This is a genomic window from Limosilactobacillus panis DSM 6035 (assembly GCF_001435935.1).
Classification (GTDB): Bacteria; Bacillota; Bacilli; order Lactobacillales; family Lactobacillaceae; genus Limosilactobacillus; species Limosilactobacillus panis.
Map to the genome: position 1 here is coordinate 1 of NZ_AZGM01000055.1, position 17333 is coordinate 17333.

General features: G+C 46.0%; 11 protein-coding genes. 10 read left to right on the plus strand and 1 reads right to left on the minus strand.

Translation table 11 applies throughout. The features are described 5' to 3' along the window. Positions 1 to 136 precede the first annotated feature (136 nt). Positions 137 to 625: a hypothetical protein gene (locus tag FD32_RS04005; protein ID WP_047768696.1), complete on the minus strand. Its 489-nt coding sequence runs from the start codon at positions 623 to 625 to the stop codon at positions 137 to 139. A 246-nt stretch (positions 626 to 871) separates the two neighbouring features. Between FD32_RS04005 and glf the strand changes: the two genes are divergently transcribed. The 10 genes from glf (at position 872) to FD32_RS10210 (ending at position 17168) form a co-directional block, all read left to right on the plus strand. Then, positions 872 to 1990 (plus strand): UDP-galactopyranose mutase, encoded by a 1119-nt coding sequence (gene glf, locus FD32_RS04010; protein WP_047768698.1) that lies wholly within the window; start codon positions 872 to 874, stop codon positions 1988 to 1990. A 3-nt stretch (positions 1991 to 1993) separates the two neighbouring features. Continuing rightward, positions 1994 to 3427, plus strand: coding sequence for a flippase (locus tag FD32_RS04015; RefSeq protein WP_047768702.1), 1434 nt, complete (start codon positions 1994 to 1996; stop codon positions 3425 to 3427). 267 nt (positions 3428 to 3694) lie between these two features. After that, complete coding sequence (locus FD32_RS04020) at positions 3695 to 6220, plus strand: M23 family metallopeptidase (protein ID WP_082126057.1); 2526 nt, start codon at positions 3695 to 3697, stop codon at positions 6218 to 6220. A gap of 60 nt (positions 6221 to 6280) precedes the next feature. Continuing rightward, a complete protein-coding gene (locus FD32_RS04025; RefSeq protein WP_053003051.1) occupies positions 6281 to 8836 on the plus strand; it encodes a C39 family peptidase in 2556 nt (851 codons plus the stop codon). Between the two features lie 241 nt (positions 8837 to 9077). Continuing rightward, positions 9078 to 10958, plus strand: coding sequence for a glycoside hydrolase family 73 protein (locus FD32_RS04030; RefSeq protein WP_235803755.1), 1881 nt, complete (start codon positions 9078 to 9080; stop codon positions 10956 to 10958). Between the two features lie 117 nt (positions 10959 to 11075). Then, entirely contained in the window at positions 11076 to 11945 is an 870-nt protein-coding gene (gene rfbA, locus FD32_RS04035) for a glucose-1-phosphate thymidylyltransferase RfbA (protein ID WP_047768705.1), read from the plus strand. A gap of 14 nt (positions 11946 to 11959) precedes the next feature. Then, positions 11960 to 12535: a dTDP-4-dehydrorhamnose 3,5-epimerase gene (rfbC, locus tag FD32_RS04040; protein ID WP_047768707.1), complete on the plus strand. Its 576-nt coding sequence runs from the start codon at positions 11960 to 11962 to the stop codon at positions 12533 to 12535. Positions 12536 to 12538: 3 nt separating this feature from the next. Beyond that, positions 12539 to 13522, plus strand: coding sequence for a dTDP-glucose 4,6-dehydratase (gene rfbB, locus FD32_RS04045; RefSeq protein ID WP_047768709.1), 984 nt, complete (start codon positions 12539 to 12541; stop codon positions 13520 to 13522). Positions 13523 to 13640: 118 nt separating this feature from the next. After that, entirely contained in the window at positions 13641 to 14483 is an 843-nt protein-coding gene (rfbD, locus tag FD32_RS04050; protein ID WP_047768711.1) for a dTDP-4-dehydrorhamnose reductase, read from the plus strand. Positions 14484 to 14507: 24 nt separating this feature from the next. Continuing rightward, complete coding sequence (locus FD32_RS10210; protein ID WP_047768713.1) at positions 14508 to 17168, plus strand: peptidoglycan recognition protein family protein; 2661 nt, start codon at positions 14508 to 14510, stop codon at positions 17166 to 17168. Positions 17169 to 17333 lie beyond the last annotated feature (165 nt).

Consider the following 17333-nt stretch of genomic DNA (forward strand, 5'->3'; position numbering starts at 1 on the left):
TTTCGAAAAAATACGAAAACTGACGGGCTTTTAATGAACTATGAATAATTCAGGAAGCCTAGTGATAAAGTAAAAACCAGAAATTAAGCCGTTTAAGACCTAATTTCTGGTTTTTGATATTCATGTTTTGTTGGGATTAGTTTTGATGAACAATTTGCGCATTGCTTGGTAAACTGCCGGACCAGTCTTTGTAGGTTGTACCAGATTGGTTAGGTGAAGTCTGCCGGTCCATCCCATCACTATCAACGTGGTGAGTAATACCGTTTTTGTCAGTCCAAACGGCAACATCACTCAAGCCTAATTGTTTGTGACTAGTAATTGATGAACTTTCAATGGCAACACTGTTGCTACTCTTATTAGTCGTTACGCTACTATTTGCAGCGCTTGATGAACTACTATCTTCTTCTGATTGGCTATCACTTGAGCTTGATGACTTCTTGTTAGTAGCCTTTGAAGAGGATTGCTTCTTATTCTCGTGGCTCTTCTTATGCTTTGTAACCTTAGTTACCCGGTCTTTTGAGGTTGCCGACTTAGAAGAGTTATGGTTGGATCCGCAACCAGCTAGTCCGAACGCTAATGTCAGAACTAAAATTCCAGAGCAAACAAAGCGTTGTAATTTTTTCATGTTAAGATGTCTCTCCTATATTTTTAATTTGCAAACTATACTATTGATATGTTTAATAGTATAATTATAGCATTTGTAAGAAATATCCGTCCACAATGTTAATTGATTAAAAACACATGTGACACAAATCAATATGCATTTTAACACTAACCTCTTTGACCATCAATGAAAACAAGGGGAGTTGCTGATATTTAAAACAATAGTAAAATACTTGTATAAAACTGAAATAATTGAAGGGAATTTATCATGAAAAAATATGATTATCTAGTTGTTGGTGCTGGCTTGTTCGGTGCAACCTTTGCTTACGAGGCTGCCGAACGTGGCAAGCATGTCAAGGTAATTGACAAGCGTCCCCATGTTGCGGGAAATATTTATACCAAGGAAGTGGACGGCATCCAGGTTCACCAATATGGCGCTCACATTTTTCATACTTCTAACAAGCGGGTTTGGGACTATGTTAACCAATTTGCGGACTTTAATCGCTACACTAACAGCCCGATTGCTAATTACAAGGGTGAAATCTACAACCTGCCTTTCAACATGAACACCTTCAATAAGATGTGGGGGGTAAAGACGCCTGACGAGGCCCTAGCCAAGATTAATGAGCAACGGCAAGAAATGGCGGGTAAGGAACCACAGAATCTTGAGGAACAAGCCATTTCTTTGATTGGCCGTGACATCTACGAAAAACTAATCAAGGGTTACACCGAGAAACAGTGGGGACAGAAAGCCACTGACCTGCCAGCTTTCATCATTCGGCGTTTGCCAGTTCGTCTGACTTATGATAACAATTACTTCAATGATGATTACCAAGGTATTCCAATTGGTGGTTACACACAAATTGTCGAAAAAATGCTGGATAGTGATCTGATTGACGTTGAAACTAATGTTGATTTCTTTGCCAAGAAGGATGAGTACCTGAAAGATTACCCACGGATTGTCTTCACCGGGACAATTGACCAATTCTTCGACTACCAGCTTGGTGAATTGGAATACCGGAGCCTGCGCTTTGAAACGGAAGAAAAGAACGTTGGTAACTACCAAGGAAATGCGGTTGTTAACTACACGGATGCGGAGACACCATATACCCGGGTGATTGAACATAAGCACTTTGAATTTGGTAAGGGTGATAAGGATAAGACAATTGTCACTCGTGAATATCCTGCAGATTGGCACCGGGGGGATGAACCATACTACCCGGTTAACAACCAGCGGAATAACCAACTCTACGCAAAGTACCAAGAGCTTGCTAAGAAAGAGCCTAACGTTATCTTTGGTGGTCGGCTTGGTCAGTACCGTTACTACAACATGGACCAAGTGATTGCGGCCGCCCTAAAGACCGTGTCTAAGGAGTTTGATAATTAAGCTATGAAGGTAATTAAGAATTATCTATATAATGCAGGATATCAAATCCTGAATATGTTAATTCCATTAATTACGGTTCCTTATATTTCGCGTGTTTTAGGAGCTCATGATGTTGGAATTAATGAGTATACCAACAGCTGGGTTACCTTTTTCTACCTCATGGGACAGATGGGGATTACCCTTTATGGTAACCGCGAAGTTGCCTACCACCGTGATGACCTGTATGAGCGATCGCGGACTTTTTGGGGTGTCGAGTCCCTTCAGGTGCTGACAATTTCCGCATCGCTGGTTGCCTACCTGGCGGCAGTCTTTCTTTTCAGTACGACCTTTAAGTACTACTTCCTTTTGCAAGGAATTTGGATTATTGCTACTGGCCTTGATGTTTCCTGGTACTTTATGGGACTTGAGAATTTTAAGGTTACAGTCCTTCGAAATACCCTGGTTCGATTAGTATCTCTAGTCTTGATCTTTACGGTTGTTAAAAATGTTAATGACCTCTGGAAGTACATCGCAATCTTGGGTCTAACGCAATTAGTGGGGAACATTACTCTCTGGCCGTATCTCAAGGGTAATATTGTCTGGGTAAGCATTAGCAAGTGGCACCCATTTAAACACTTCTACCCAGCGCTCCTGCTGTTTATTCCAACAATTACGACACAGGTTTACCTAGTCCTAAACCGGCTGATGCTAGGGAGAATGTCAACTCAGACTGCTTTAGGAAACTTTGGTCAGGCGGATAAGATTGTTAAATTCGTCTTAGCTGTTGTCACCGCAACGGGGACAGTAATGTTACCCCACGTTGCTAATAAGTTTGCTAAGGGAGATGTAAAGGGCGTTCGTTCTAGCCTGTATTCTTCCTTTAACTTTGTGTCCGCCATCTCCGTTCCGATGATGTTTGGCTTAATGGCCATCTCGGAACGGTTCGCACCGTGGTTTCTCGGGGGTGACTTTATTCCCGCTGGTAGAATCATGTTTCTTGAGGCGCCGATTATCGTGTTGATAGCCTGGAGTAATGTTACTGGCACCCAGTACTTAATGCCGGTCAACCGTGTTAAGGAATATACAACGTCAGTTACTATTGGAGCGGTTAGTAACGTTATCTTTAACCTTTTCTTAATTGAAGGGTGGGGGGCCAACGGAGCAGCGGTAGCTACCGTTGGTTCAGAATTATTGGTGACGGCAAGTCAACTGGTAATGATTAGGCATACCATTAGTCGCCGCCGGCTGTTTGGCGAACAGTGGAAATACTTTTTATGTGGTCTTATCATGTACATTGTGGTCAACCGCATTTGTCTGACAATTAATATGACCGTTTCCAACCTTGTCCTGGAAGTTGTGGTTGGTGCAGGACTCTATTTGTTGGGACTCATTATCACAAGAGCTTCTATTCTTGATGAGGCGCAAAAGTTACTAAAGAAGCGTACTAGCAAGAAGTAAATATTTCTGCTGTGTTACAAGAATTTTAAAATATATTGACTCAAATTTAGCAAAGCAGCGATAAAAGCCTGGTATTTAGGCCTTTATCGCTGCTTTTAGTTTTTTTATTAAAATTTGCAATCTGGATCGTGGACGTATATCTTTATTATTAGTGTTAATAAGTCAACCTAAGTTTGACATTTGGAGGAAAACATTATTTTTAACCTTAAGAATTTCAAAAGCAAAATTTTACCAACAATCACCGTTTGCGGAAGTGCACTTTTCTTAATGCACGGTAAGGTTTCTGCTAATCAGATTGATACTACTAACCAAGCCCAAACTGATGCCCAGACGACGGCAACAGTTAATAACACTAGTGCTAATGGCACTTCAAATGATAATAATACTGCTTTAACAAACAGCGATGCTTCAGCAACAACTTCTGCTGCTGATTCTCAAAGTAGTGCTGCAACTACGGCAACTGCTAATGCTGCTTCAGCAACGACAACTACTGCTAACGCTGCCGCTACTGCAGCAACTGCTGACAATAGCGAACAAACTAATTATAACCAAAATGACAAGGGAAACTATGCTTACCTGGATTCCGTTAAGTTAAGCGATAATGGTCAACCACAAGTTAGTGGTTGGAACGCCACTAACTCTTCAGAAGGCAAGCCATACCATTACATCATTGCTTACGACAACACCACTAAGTCTGAAATTGCTCGGACTCAGGTTACCAATCCAGTTAGTCGGCCTGATATTCAAAAGGCTCATAACGTTTACGGGGCTGCTCAGTCCGGTTTTAACGTTAATTTAAAGCTTTCTGCGGATGCCCTGGCTAATGCGGATTCAATTAGCTTTATCAGCCGTTACAGTGCCTCTGCCTCTGGTAATTCAAACTACACCGATTTTTGGTTTGCCCCGATTACCTTTGATAAGGAAAATCATGCTTACCTTGATAGTGTGACGGTGAATAATAATCAGTTACAGGTTTCTGGCTGGAACGCTACTAACCTGGCTGCTAACAAGCCATACCACACCATTTCGGTATACGACCGGACAACCAAGCAAGTCGTTGCTAGTCAAACAGTCAAGGCAGTTAGTCGGCCTGATCTTGCTAAGGTTTATCCTGATGTTGATAATGCCGATCAATCTGGCTTTAATGTCAGTTTTGACTTGAGTAAGCTCAACTTAAATCATCAACTGCAAATTATTAGTAGCTACAGCGCTGACGCTAATGCACAACTTACCGATGCTGTTAACTACTACTTCACACCAATCACTAATGGTAATTACACTAATCAAGGGAACTTGGATGGTATTGACATCAGTAATGGTCAGCAGTTAATTGTTGCTGGCTGGCACGCTGATGATATTTCCAAACTGGAGAGCAACCACTATTTGATTCTGTTTGATAATACGGCCAATAAACAGGTTACGGCAGTTAAGTCTGCTACAACTAGTCGTTCCGATGTTGCTAAGGCTTACCCATCCATTAATACAGCTGCTAGTTCAGGCTTTCGTACCAGCTTTAACCTTAACGAATTGAACCTGACACCTGGTCACTCATACTCATTGGTAAGTCGTTACTCAACGAGTGCTAATGGCAACGGTGGTGATGGTCAGTACACTGATAAGTGGTTCAGCTTACCGTCATTTAATAAGCATGAATATAGCTTAGATGGCGTTGAAATGACCAGTGAAGGTTTGCACGTTACGGGCTGGATGGCTAGTGACTTCTCTCTTAACCGCAACAATGCCTACATCATTGTATTATCAAATGGTAAGGAAATTGGTCGTCAAAAGGTTGAGTTGTACAATCGGACCGACGTTGCCAAGGCCAATGCAAGCATCTTCAACAGTTTGAACAGTGGCTTTAACACCACTGTCAAGTTTGATCCCGCCCAGGCTACCGGGAACCTGCAGGTCTTGATGCGGTTCTCTGGCTCTGAAGACGGTAACAGTGATTACGATGACCAGTACAGCAGTACCTATGCAACCAATGCTGGTTCATTTGACCAAATTACTGTCAGTGATAACGGTATTTACGTCAGTGGATGGCATGCAAGTGATCAGTCCGCTAACAAGCCTTACCAGTACCTGATTTTCGTTGATGCGGAAAGTGGTAAGGAACTGTACCGACAACAGGTACTAGACATCAACCGGAGTCGTCCTGACGTTGCCAGTGTGGAACCAGCAATCATCAATAGCGGTAAATCTGGTTACCAACTTTACTTCAATATTCCATCGAGCCTTGATCACCACACTGTCCGGGTCATCCACCGGATTACCAGTGACGTAAACGGTAATAGTGATTACGTTGACGTTGAATCACAACCAGTCTCTATCCATGCTGATAAGTGGGCCTGGCCATTCCCAGCGGTTGGTGAAGGTCACTTCTCCGGTGCTCAGTTATTCGGTGTTAACCCTGGTGGTGAATTCCGTCAAAACGGTTTCCACGATGGTCTTGACTTTGGTTCTTACGACCACCCTGGTGCCCACGTTCAAGCCATCCATTCTGGTAAGATTGTTAGTGTTGGTTACACTGCCGGTTTGGACTGGTACGTTCTGGAAGATACTGGTGACTACCTGATTGTTTACCAAGAAGCGTTTGCTAGTCGTGGCGACATTAATGTTACCCCAGGTCAACAGATCAATGTTGGTGACGTTATTGGGACCCGGGACACATCGCACGTTCACATTGGAATTACCAAGAACCACAACTTCAACTATGATTTGGCCAACTCCTTTAATAATAATGGAACTTGGCTGAACCCACTTGAAATTATCCGGAACGGTCTAAATGGTTAAATAAGTCTTTGAGGTCGGGTATAGTTACCCGGCCTCTTTTTCTAGGGGGAGAAAATTTTCATGAAGGTTATTGATTTTAGTCATGCAAAGCACGTGGCAATGACGACACTGGCAATGACCAGTTGCGGCTTCGCTTTGTGGTTATCACAGGTGAATGGTCAAGCTGACGTCACGGCACCGGATCAAACGGCAACAGTAACGGAACCTACTGACGCGGTGCAACAGGGAATGCAGGCAAGCGCTACAACCACAGCGGCAGTGGCAGCGAATACTGACCAGGTAACGAGTAACGTGAATCAAAATGATCAGGGCAACTACGCTAATATGGACAGTCAGGCGGTGAACGACCAGGGACAGTTAGTTGCCCGTGGCTGGCATGCCACCAATGGTTCAGCTAGCCGTCCTTACCACTACATCATTGCTTATGACCAAACTAACCACCGCGAGATTGGTCGGCAGAACATTACGGAACAAGCGATTAGTCGGCCGGATGTTCAGCAACAGCATAACGTGGCTGGGGCAGGAAAGTCGGGCTTTGCAGTTCAGTTTGACCTTTCAAAGGTCCTGCCAACCACAAATAACGTCCAATTGATCAGCCGTTACACGGCTGACAAGCAGGGGAATGGTGATAGTGTTGACTACTGGTTCGCACCACTTACCATTGACCATAATAACTACGGGAACTTGGATGGTGCGACAGTCAAGGATAATAAGTTGGTACTGTCTGGCTGGCACGCCACTAACCTGGCCGCCAACAAGGCTAACCACTACATCATTATCCTCGACCAGACAACTGGTAAAGAAGTGGGGCGGCAGTTAGTTAGGTCGGTTAGTCGTCCTGACGTTGCCCGGGTTTACCCAGGAGTTGACAAGGCTGGTCAGTCTGGTTTCACGATTGCCTTTGCCATGGATAACCTCAACTTCAACGACCAGCTCCAGGTTCTGAGTCGCTACACCAGTTCCGCCGATGGCAACAGTGACTTTATTGATTACTACTTTGCTCCGATCACGACCGGCAACTTCTCTAACCAGGGTTCCATAGACAGCTGGGACTTAAGCAGTGGCCGGGTGGTTGTCACTGGTTGGCACGCCAATGATGTTTCCCAATTTGAAGATAACCATTTCCTGATCTTGTTTGATAACACAACTAATAGTCAGGTTGCAGTAACAAACGCCAAGCAGGTTACTCGTGAGGACGTTGCCAGGGCCTTTCCAAACGTGAAAACTGCCAAGAACTCTGGCTTCACGGGAAATTTTAGCCTGCAGAACGCACTGGTTGGCGGGCACTCTTACTCAATTGTTAGTCGTTACTCTACTAGTGACAAGGGCAACGGTGGGGACGGAAAGTACGTTGACTTCTGGTCCGCTCCGAAGGTCTTAAACCAGCACCACTACTACATTGATAATCAGAAGATGACCAAGGAGGGGTTGCAGATTAGCGGCTGGATGGTCAGTGACTATTCTGGCTCGGATAGTCACCCTTACATCATCGTCTTAAATGGTAACCGGGAGATTACCCGTCAGCAGTTGACCTTGAACGACCGGCCAGACGTTGCCAAGGTGTACAGTGGAATCTATAACAGTAAGAAGAGTGGCTTTAATACTCTTGTTAAGCTTGATCCAACCACCATCACTCAAAACATGCAAATTGTTCTGCGCTTCTCAAGCGATGGTAGTAAGGGGGAAGGCAATAAGGATGACCAGTGGACACCCGCTTACGCAAGCAACCAGGGAGCCTTCGACCAGGTAACGGTTAACGGTAGTAATATCTACGTAAGTGGTTGGCACGCAAGTAACGTCTCCGCAAGCAGACCTTATCAGTGGCTGATCTTCCTGGACCAAAACGGTCATGAATTGACCCGTCACCAGGTGCAAGATGTCAACCGGGCCCGGCCGGACGTTGGAAATGCGGTTGGTTACATCCTGAACAGTGACCACTCCGGCTTCCAACTGGCGTTTGCCCTGCCGGATAGCGTCCAGCATAAGGTTGTCCGGATTATTGACCGGCTAACTGATGATGTTAACGGTAATGGGAATTACGTTGATTATTATTCTGGCAACGTCTCCATTAACTCCGGTGCCCAAACGAGTGGCCTTAAGACACTTTACTATGACGCAATGGGGAACATCGTGGGAGTATTCAATAACGCCGAAGTTATTTGCCAACTCCCTGAGCTACCGACAGGGTGTGAAATCACAGCGGTTACGATGATGCTCCGTTACGCCGGTTACAACGTAAATAAGATCCAATTGGCAAACGAAATGCCACGAAGCAGCAATGGTGATTTCGGCTTCGTCGGTAATCCGTTCAGCCCAAGTGGTTGGTGGGTCTTCCCAACGGGGGTTGCCCCGGTGGTTAACCATTACGTGGGCCACAGTCAGGTGATGACCGGGACCAGCCTGCAAGCAATTCAAGAAAAGCTGCGGGAAGGGCACTTGGTTGTTGTTTGGATGGCCAACATGAACGGCTTTGTCAACCACGCCATTACTTTGACTGGTTATAACGCTAACGGGTTCGACTACAATAACCCGTGGACCGGTCGGAAGGAAGCAATGTCCTATGGTGAATTTTATTCCCACTGGAATGCTGACCGTCAACGGGCATTAAGTTACTAAATTTAATATTTCTTAGGCCTTTGCAATCCGAGTGTGCCTTGCGAGGGCCTTTTATTTCATTATCGGTTCTTTTTATAAACTTCTTGTAACTTGGCTGTAATTTAAGAATGTTAGTATATTCATGGTGTTTAAGTTAAATTATTAGTTAGATTTGAGGGAATATTAATACACAATGAAGAACAAGAAACAATCAAAAATTAAAATCGTTTTACCTGTTTTATTTACTTTCGGTGCATCCTTAATGTTTTTCCAAGCCGATGCGCAAGCTGATAGCACTCAAACAACTACTAGTGCTGACCAACAGGTAGCTTTAACTACCAACGTCAATACGACTAGTCAAAATACTAATTACCAAAGCTTAAATCAAAGTACGGATAACCAGCAAGACGCTACCCAAGCAAACACGCAGACGGCGGTTGCTGGTGCAAATGATGGCGTAAGCTTGAACGATCAGGACGTTCAACAAGCCAATAGTAAGCCAGTAATTGATACTAATCCGGGCTTCTCTACTAATCAGTACAACGTAACCGCAACCCCGGTTTCGTCTTCAAATGGAACCAATGGAACCAATGGAGCTGCTTCGTTGAACACTGCTGGGCTTTCCAGTTGGGACATCAACTTCTTAAACAGTATCCATGATGGGGCTCTGAACGGTTGGCGTCAATATGGTGTCCTGCCATCCGTTACCGCTGCCCAGGCCATCCTGGAAAGTGGCTGGGGCCAATCCGGCCTGGCCACCCAGGGACACAACCTGTTTGGCATTAAGGGTTCCTATAATGGCCATTCCATTACGATGCCAACGCGAGAAGTTTACGGGGGACGGAGTTTCTACATCAATGATGCCTTCCGGGCATATGCCAATAATAATGAGTCTGTCCAAGACCACGGTCGTTTCCTGGCCGTTAACAGTCGTTACCACAACCTCTTATGGCAGACTGACTACCGGACTGTTACCCGTTTAATTCAAGCCGACGGGTACGCAACTGATCCTTACTATGCTTCCAGTCTTAACGCTGTAATTGAGCGTTATGGTCTGACTGCCTGGGATCGTGAAGTTGCGGAAATTAACACTGGTCATATCGATAACCTGTCAGTGATCGGTAACCAGATTAATATTCAGGGCTGGCATGCATCTGACTCCTATAATAGTAAGATGCATCACTTTATCATTCTTTTAGATGGTAGTACTGGCAAAGAATTGTACCGGACAGAAGTTTCTGGTTATTACCGTCAGGACGTTCAAAATGCATACCCTAATGCTGACATTTCTGGTTGGGGTGGCTTTAACATCAACATTCCTTACTCTTCAACCTTTGCGGGTAAGAATATTCAAGTTGTATCCCGTTACACTTACAACACTAATGGAGAGCCAAACGGTGGTAAGGATATTTACTTTAACCCGATTTCCTTAAATGCTAATACTGGATGCCTTGATAATATGAGTCTAGATGCTAAGACGGGGACAATTAACATTGCGGGTTGGCATGCTGCTGATGCTAGCCTAAATAAAAAGTATCACTTTATCATTATTTTTGATGGTTCAAAGCAGGTTGAATTAGGTCGTTTTCTTGTTGAAAGTGGTTCGCGGGACGATGTTGCCAAGGCTTACAATATTTACGGTGCCAATAAGTCTGGCTTTAGCTTGAAGCTAAACTTTAACCCAGCTTTAGCAGGTGACCAGATTCAGGTGATTTCCCGTTACAGTGACTCACAAAATGGTGAAGGAAACAACGTTGACTATTGGTTCGCTCCGAAGACCTTCAGTGAGAATCGTGCATACTTAGATTCACTCACTGTTAATGGAAACCAGCTTCACGTTGCTGGTTGGCACGCCGCTGATCAGAGCATCGCAAAGCCATATCACTTTATCATTATTTACGACGCAACCACTCACCAAGAAGTTAAGCGCCAGATGGTTGAATCATTGTCGCGTAATGATGTCCAAAATGCTTGCCCCAACATCTATAACGATGCTCAATCTGGCTTTGACCTGATAACCACCCTTGACCCTTCACTAAACGGTCATGAAATCCAAATTATCTCCCGGTACAGTGATGCTAAGAACGGTGAAGGTAATCGTGTTGACTACTGGTTCAACCCAGTTAAGGTCACAATTCGTTAATTATAAAAAGGAAGAATGGCAGCAAAGCCACTCTTCCTTTTTATTAATAATTTAACCGCGGGCCCTTGCTAAGTGTGATAAAATGTAACTTGGATTTTGGCATTTAAGGAGGCCACTATGAAAGGAATTATTTTAGCTGGTGGGTCTGGTACCCGCCTGTACCCAATCACGCGGGGAATATCTAAGCAGTTGATTCCAGTATACGATAAGCCAATGGTTTATTACCCATTGTCAACCTTAATGCTGGCGGGAATTCGTGACATCTTGGTTATCTCGACTCCCGAATACACCCCCTTATTTAAGGAACTCTTGGGTGACGGCTCAGACCTTGGTCTGCACTTCACTTACAAGGTGCAAGAGAAACCTAACGGCCTGGCGGAGGCCTTCATCCTCGGCGCGGACTTCATTGGTGACGATTCAGTTGCCCTGATTTTAGGAGATAACATCTATTACGGTGCCGGCCTTTCTGAGCTCGTTCAGACGGCGGCTAAGAAGACCGCAGGTGCCACCGTGTTTGGCTACCATGTCAACGACCCAGAACGTTTTGGGGTGGTTGACTTCGATGACCAGATGCACGCTTTGTCAATCGAAGAAAAGCCCGCCCACCCGAAGAGCAACTATGCCGTTACGGGGCTCTACTTCTACGACAATAACGTGGTTGACATTGCTAAGCACATCAAGCCGTCTGCCCGGGGTGAACTTGAGATTACTGACGTTAATAAGGAATACCTGCGGCAGGGAAAGCTTGATGTTGAGCTGATGGGCCGGGGCTATGCCTGGCTTGATACCGGGACCCATGACTCGATGCTTGAAGCGGCGAACTTCATTGCAACGATTGAGCGGCGGCAGAACCTTAAGGTGGCCTCGATTGAGGAAATTGCCTACCGGATGGGTTACATCGATAAGGACAAGCTTGTCCAATTGGCACAACCACTAAAGAAGAATGATTACGGCCAATACCTTTTACGGCTGGCTAAGGAAAACTAAGGAGATTGGAATAAATGTCATTAAAAGTTATCGACACGACGTTACCAGATGCAAAGATTGTGGAAACTGACGTCTTCGGCGACCACCGGGGCTTCTTCACCGAAACCTACACTAAGAACAAGTTTGAGGCAGCAGGCATCAACGTTGAATTTACTCAGGATAACCAGTCACTGTCCGTGGAACCCGGTGTTTTGCGGGGGATGCACTACCAGTTAGCACCATACTCCCAGACTAAGCTCTTGCGGGCCGTTACCGGGGCCATTTACGACGTGATCGTCGACATCAGGAAGGGGTCGCCAGCCTACGGTAAGTGGGAAGGTTTCATCCTGAGTGAATACAACCACCGTCAACTCCTGGTTCCTAAGGGCTTTGCGCACGGCTTTGTTACCCTGACACCAAACGTTAACGTTGCATACAAGGTCGACGGCTACTACGCACCAGATGCTGACCGGGGAATTGCTTACGATGACCCTGACTTAAACATCAAGTGGCCAATGCCAATTGACCATCTGATCCTGTCTGAAAAGGACCAACACCACCCATCCTTCAAGGATGCGGAAATGAACTTCACTTATGGGGAGGAAAAGTAAATAATGAATATTCTAGTAACCGGTGGAGCCGGATTTATCGGTAGTAACTTCATCCACTACATGCTCAAGAAGCACCCTGATGATAACCTGATTAACTTAGACCTGCTGACTTACGCAGGGAACATCCACAACCTGGATGATATCAAGGATAACCCCCACTACCACTTCGTTAAGGGGAATATTGTCAACCGGGAACTGGTAACCCACCTGGTCCACGAATTCAACATCGACCACATTGTTAACTTTGCGGCTGAGTCACACGTTGACCGGTCAATCCTTCACCCAGACATCTTTGTGGAAACCAATGTCCAAGGGACTCTGGCTCTGCTGGACGTTGCCAAGAAGGAGGGCGTTGAGAAGTTCCTGCAAGTATCAACCGACGAAGTCTATGGTACCCTGGGTGCAACGGGCTACTTTACTGAAGAATCTCCACTGCAACCAAACTCACCATACTCGGCAAGTAAGGCTTCAGCGGATATGATTGTCCGTTCCTACTTTGAAACCTACGGCTACAATGTCAACATTACCCGTTGTTCCAACAACTATGGCCCATACCAATTCCCAGAAAAGTTGATTCCATTGATGACCTCCAACGGGATGGAAGGTAAGGACCTGCCAATCTATGGTAATGGTAAGAATATCCGTGACTGGCTCTACGTTTCCGACCACTGTCAGGCAATCGACCTGGTCCTGCGGAAGGGTAAGCCGGGCGAAGTTTACAACGTCGGTGGCCACAACGAACGGACTAACAACGAGATTGTTCACCTGATTGTTGATAACTTGGGAATTTCCGAAGACCACATCAAGTACGTCAAGGACCGTCTGGGTCACGATAAGCGCTACGCTATCGACCCAAGCAAGATTGAGAAGGAATTAGGCTGGAAGCCGGAATACACCTTTGATACGGGGATCGTTAAGACGATTGACTGGTACAAGAATAACGAAGCATGGTGGAAGCCACTGAAGGCTAAGGCCGCTTTGAAGTAATATAAATAAAATGAAGTTGTAACATCAGGTAACCTAACGTGATGTACAATGGATAATAACGAATAGGGGTAACGGTAATTGCTTGCCGTGGCCCCTTTTTTAAGGAGGAAAACTGATAATGGCAGACATCCTAATCACGGGAGCAAGTGGTCAGCTTGGGACGGAGCTCCGTCACTTACTGGATCAGAAGGGGATTGACTACCAGGCCTTTGATTCGCAGGGCCTCGACATTACTGACCGTCAAGCAGTCGCAAAGCGGTTTGCAGCAATTCAACCCAAGGTGGTCTTCCACTGTGCCGCTTACACGGCGGTTGATAAGGCGGAAGACGAGGGGAAGGAAGCAAACTGGCAGGTCAATGCTGAGGGAACCAAAAATATTGCCCAGGCGGCCCACCAGTATGGTGCCACCTTGGTTTACATCAGTACTGACTACGTGTTCGACGGGACGAATGCTGGTGAGTACTCGACCGATGCGGAAACGAACCCGAAGAATGAGTATGGCAAGGCCAAGTTGGCGGGTGAGCAGGCCGTCCGCGAGACGATGGATAAGTACTACATCATCCGGACTTCCTGGGTGTTTGGCGAGTATGGCAAGAACTTTGTCTACACGATGCTTCGTCTGGCCAAGACCCATGACCATCTGACGGTTGTCAATGATCAGACGGGTCGGCCAACCTGGACCCGGACCTTAGCCGAGTTCATGCTTTTTGCCATTCAAAACAAGATTTCGTATGGCACCTACCAGCTCTCCAATGATGGTTCCTGTACCTGGTATGGCTTTGCCTGTGAGATCCTAAAAGATAAGGATGTTACGGTAAGCCCAGTCACCTCCGCAGAATACCCGCAAAAGGCGTACCGACCGCGTCACTCAATTATGAGCCTCGGCAAGGTCAAGGCAGCGGGATACCAGCCAATCAGCTGGCAAGAAGCCTTACATGATTTCTTAAAAGCAATTGATTAACGATTCTCAGGGAAGGATATATTGATGAAGTTTATTAATTTCGAACATGCTAAGAAGGTTGCCATGACCGGTTTGGCCATGACGAGTTGTGGATTCTTGCTGTGGGTTTCACAGGGGACATCCCATGCGGACGACACCCCAACCACGGTCGCAACAACGACCCAGGCGCAGCAAACAAATACTGATGGCACGACCACACAGCAACAGGCAACGGCTAACACGGCTAATAGTCAGACGGCAACGGCTAATACCCAGATGCAGGTGGCTGCTAGTCAGAGCTATAACCGTAATGATAAAGGTAACTACGCCAACATGGATAGTATTAGCCTTAATCCGGATGGCAGCCTTAATGCCACTGGTTGGCACGCTACTAATGGTGCTGAGGGCCGCCCGTACCACTACATTATTGCCCTCAACCAGGATAACCACGAAATTGCCCGGCAGAACATCACTGACCAGGAAGTCACCCGGAATGATGTCCAACAGGTACATAACGTATACGGGGCTAGCCAGTCAGGCTTTAACGTCCACTTCGACCTCAGCAAGGTAATGGGGAGTACGAGCTCGGTAACCCTGATTAGCCGTTATACATCAGATCCACTTGGCAATACGAACTTTATTGACTACCGTTTTGCTCCTGTTACGATTGACCGGCGTAACTACGCTAACCTGGATGGTGCAACGGTTACTAAAAATCAGCTAGAGGTTGCCGGTTGGAACGCCACTAACTTATCTGTAAATAAGCCGAACCACTATATAATTTTGTTGGATCAGACGATTGGTAAAGAAATTACACGGCAGCTTGTTAGAGATAGGCAAAGCCGTCCTGATGTTGCCAAGGCTTATCCTGGTGTTGAAGGGGCCAGTCAGTCTGGTTTTGACGTCTTCTTTAACCTAAATGGGGTCAACTTTAACCATAAGCTCCAGTTGCTGAGTCGTTACACCTCCAGCAAGGATGGTAACAGTGACTACGTTGACTACTACTTCACCCCAATCACTAACGGCAACTACGCTAACCAGGGAAACTTGGATAGTTTTAATCTCAGCAGTGGCCACCTCAACGTTGTTGGCTGGCATGCCAATGATATCTCGAAGTTTGAAAACCAACGGTACGTAATCATTTATGACAACACCGCTAACAGCCAGGTGGCTAGCCAGAAGGTTGATGGCGTGTCTCGGACTGACGTTGCCAAGGCCTACCCGTCAATTACAACGGCGGGCCAGTCGGGCTTCAATGCTAACTTTGACTTAAACGGAATCAAGCTGGTGGACGGTCACTCCTACGCGGTTGTAAGTCGGTATTCCACCAGTACTAATGGCAATGGTGGTGATGGCCAATACACGGACTTCTGGTCCTCACCAGTTGTTTACCATAACCAACAGGCTTACTCGATTGACCAAATCAAGATGACTAATCAGGGACTCCAACTTGCTGGCTGGATGGCTAGTTCCCAGTCGCAAGGTAAGGGGAACGCCTACGTCATTATTTTGAACGGTGATAAGGAAGTTGCCCGCCAGAAGTTATCGCTTACTAGACGCCCCGACGTTGCCAAGGTATATCCGTTGATCTATAACAGTGCGAATAGTGGCTTTAACACGCTGGTTGAGTTTAACCCGGCAGAAATCACGGGTAATATGCGGATTGTTCTCCGCTTTACGGATGATCCAGCCGGCAATGGTAACAACACTGCTGACCAATGGTTACCTGCTTACTTCTCGAACCAGGGGAAGTTTGATGACATCCGGATCAATGGTAGTTCGGTGTACGTAAGCGGCTGGCATGCAAGCGACCAGTCCGCTGACAAACCGTACCAGTTCCTAATTTTCTTGGATGCCAACGGCCATGAAGTTTACCGGCAACGGGTTTTGGATATTAACCGGGCTAATGCCACTGCGGCCGCCACGGCACCATACATCTTGCATAGTGCTAACTCAGGTTACCAGCTAGGCTTAACCCTGCCGGCAAGCGCACAAGGGAAGGTATTCCAGGTAATTCACCGCTTTACGGATGACGTTAATGGAAACGGTAACTTTATTGACCTGCGTTCGGAACCTCTGCTGCAATACAATATGACGGCCAACGCAATTAATCGCTATATCCTGCAGAATAAGGTTGGTCACGCCAGTATTCAAACCGACTACGTAATTCCGGAAGTCACCGGCAAGTACAGCAGGACCAGTGATGGTCGTCCAGACATGGTGGTGGTTCACGAAACTGCTAACCCGAACGACAGTATCTACGGTGAAATTAACTATGAGAAGCAGAATTATGATAACGCCTTTGTCCACGCCTTCGTTGATGGCAACAACATCATTGAAGTTTCCAGTACAGACCGAGAAGCCTGGGGTGCTGGATACCCGGCTAACGGACGGGCTGTTCAGTTCGAGCAGGTTGAAGTTTACGGTGCTGGCAACTTCGTTCGTGAATTAGTCAACGGTGCCTACTACACGGCATACAAGATGAAGGAGTACGGAATTGTGCCAACTCTGGCTTGGTACAACAGTCAGACTGGTCAGTACGGCGGTACATTATGGTCCCACCACATGGTTTCTGAATACATGCATGTGACGGACCACACTGACCCTGATGGCTACTGGGCAAAACGGGCTTCACAATACTTTGGTACCACGTACACGATGAGTGACTTCTTTGAACTCGTTAAGTACGAATACCGACAATTGTAACTTTTCGAGTGATTAAGGGGGCTGTGACATAAGTCCCAAATAATTAATGGAGTTAGATGAAATCTTCGGATTTCATTTAACCCCATTTTCCTTTAAAATATTAGTAAAAGGCAGATTGTAAAATTTAAGTTGAACATTTAAGTGGACAGAAAAACCCATCAAGGT

Coding starts and splice junctions, on each gene's coding strand:
- FD32_RS04030 (WP_235803755.1), top strand. CDS start 9,078: ATGTTTTTCCAAGCCGATGCGCAAGCTGATAGCACTCAAACAACTACT.
- FD32_RS04005 (WP_047768696.1), bottom strand. CDS start 625: ATGAAAAAATTACAACGCTTTGTTTGCTCTGGAATTTTAGTTCTGACA.
- glf (WP_047768698.1), top strand. CDS start 872: ATGAAAAAATATGATTATCTAGTTGTTGGTGCTGGCTTGTTCGGTGCA.
- FD32_RS10210 (WP_047768713.1), top strand. CDS start 14,508: ATGAAGTTTATTAATTTCGAACATGCTAAGAAGGTTGCCATGACCGGT.
- FD32_RS04025 (WP_053003051.1), top strand. CDS start 6,281: ATGAAGGTTATTGATTTTAGTCATGCAAAGCACGTGGCAATGACGACA.
- rfbC (WP_047768707.1), top strand. CDS start 11,960: ATGTCATTAAAAGTTATCGACACGACGTTACCAGATGCAAAGATTGTG.
- FD32_RS04015 (WP_047768702.1), top strand. CDS start 1,994: ATGAAGGTAATTAAGAATTATCTATATAATGCAGGATATCAAATCCTG.
- rfbA (WP_047768705.1), top strand. CDS start 11,076: ATGAAAGGAATTATTTTAGCTGGTGGGTCTGGTACCCGCCTGTACCCA.
- FD32_RS04020 (WP_082126057.1), top strand. CDS start 3,695: ATGCACGGTAAGGTTTCTGCTAATCAGATTGATACTACTAACCAAGCC.
- rfbB (WP_047768709.1), top strand. CDS start 12,539: ATGAATATTCTAGTAACCGGTGGAGCCGGATTTATCGGTAGTAACTTC.
- rfbD (WP_047768711.1), top strand. CDS start 13,641: ATGGCAGACATCCTAATCACGGGAGCAAGTGGTCAGCTTGGGACGGAG.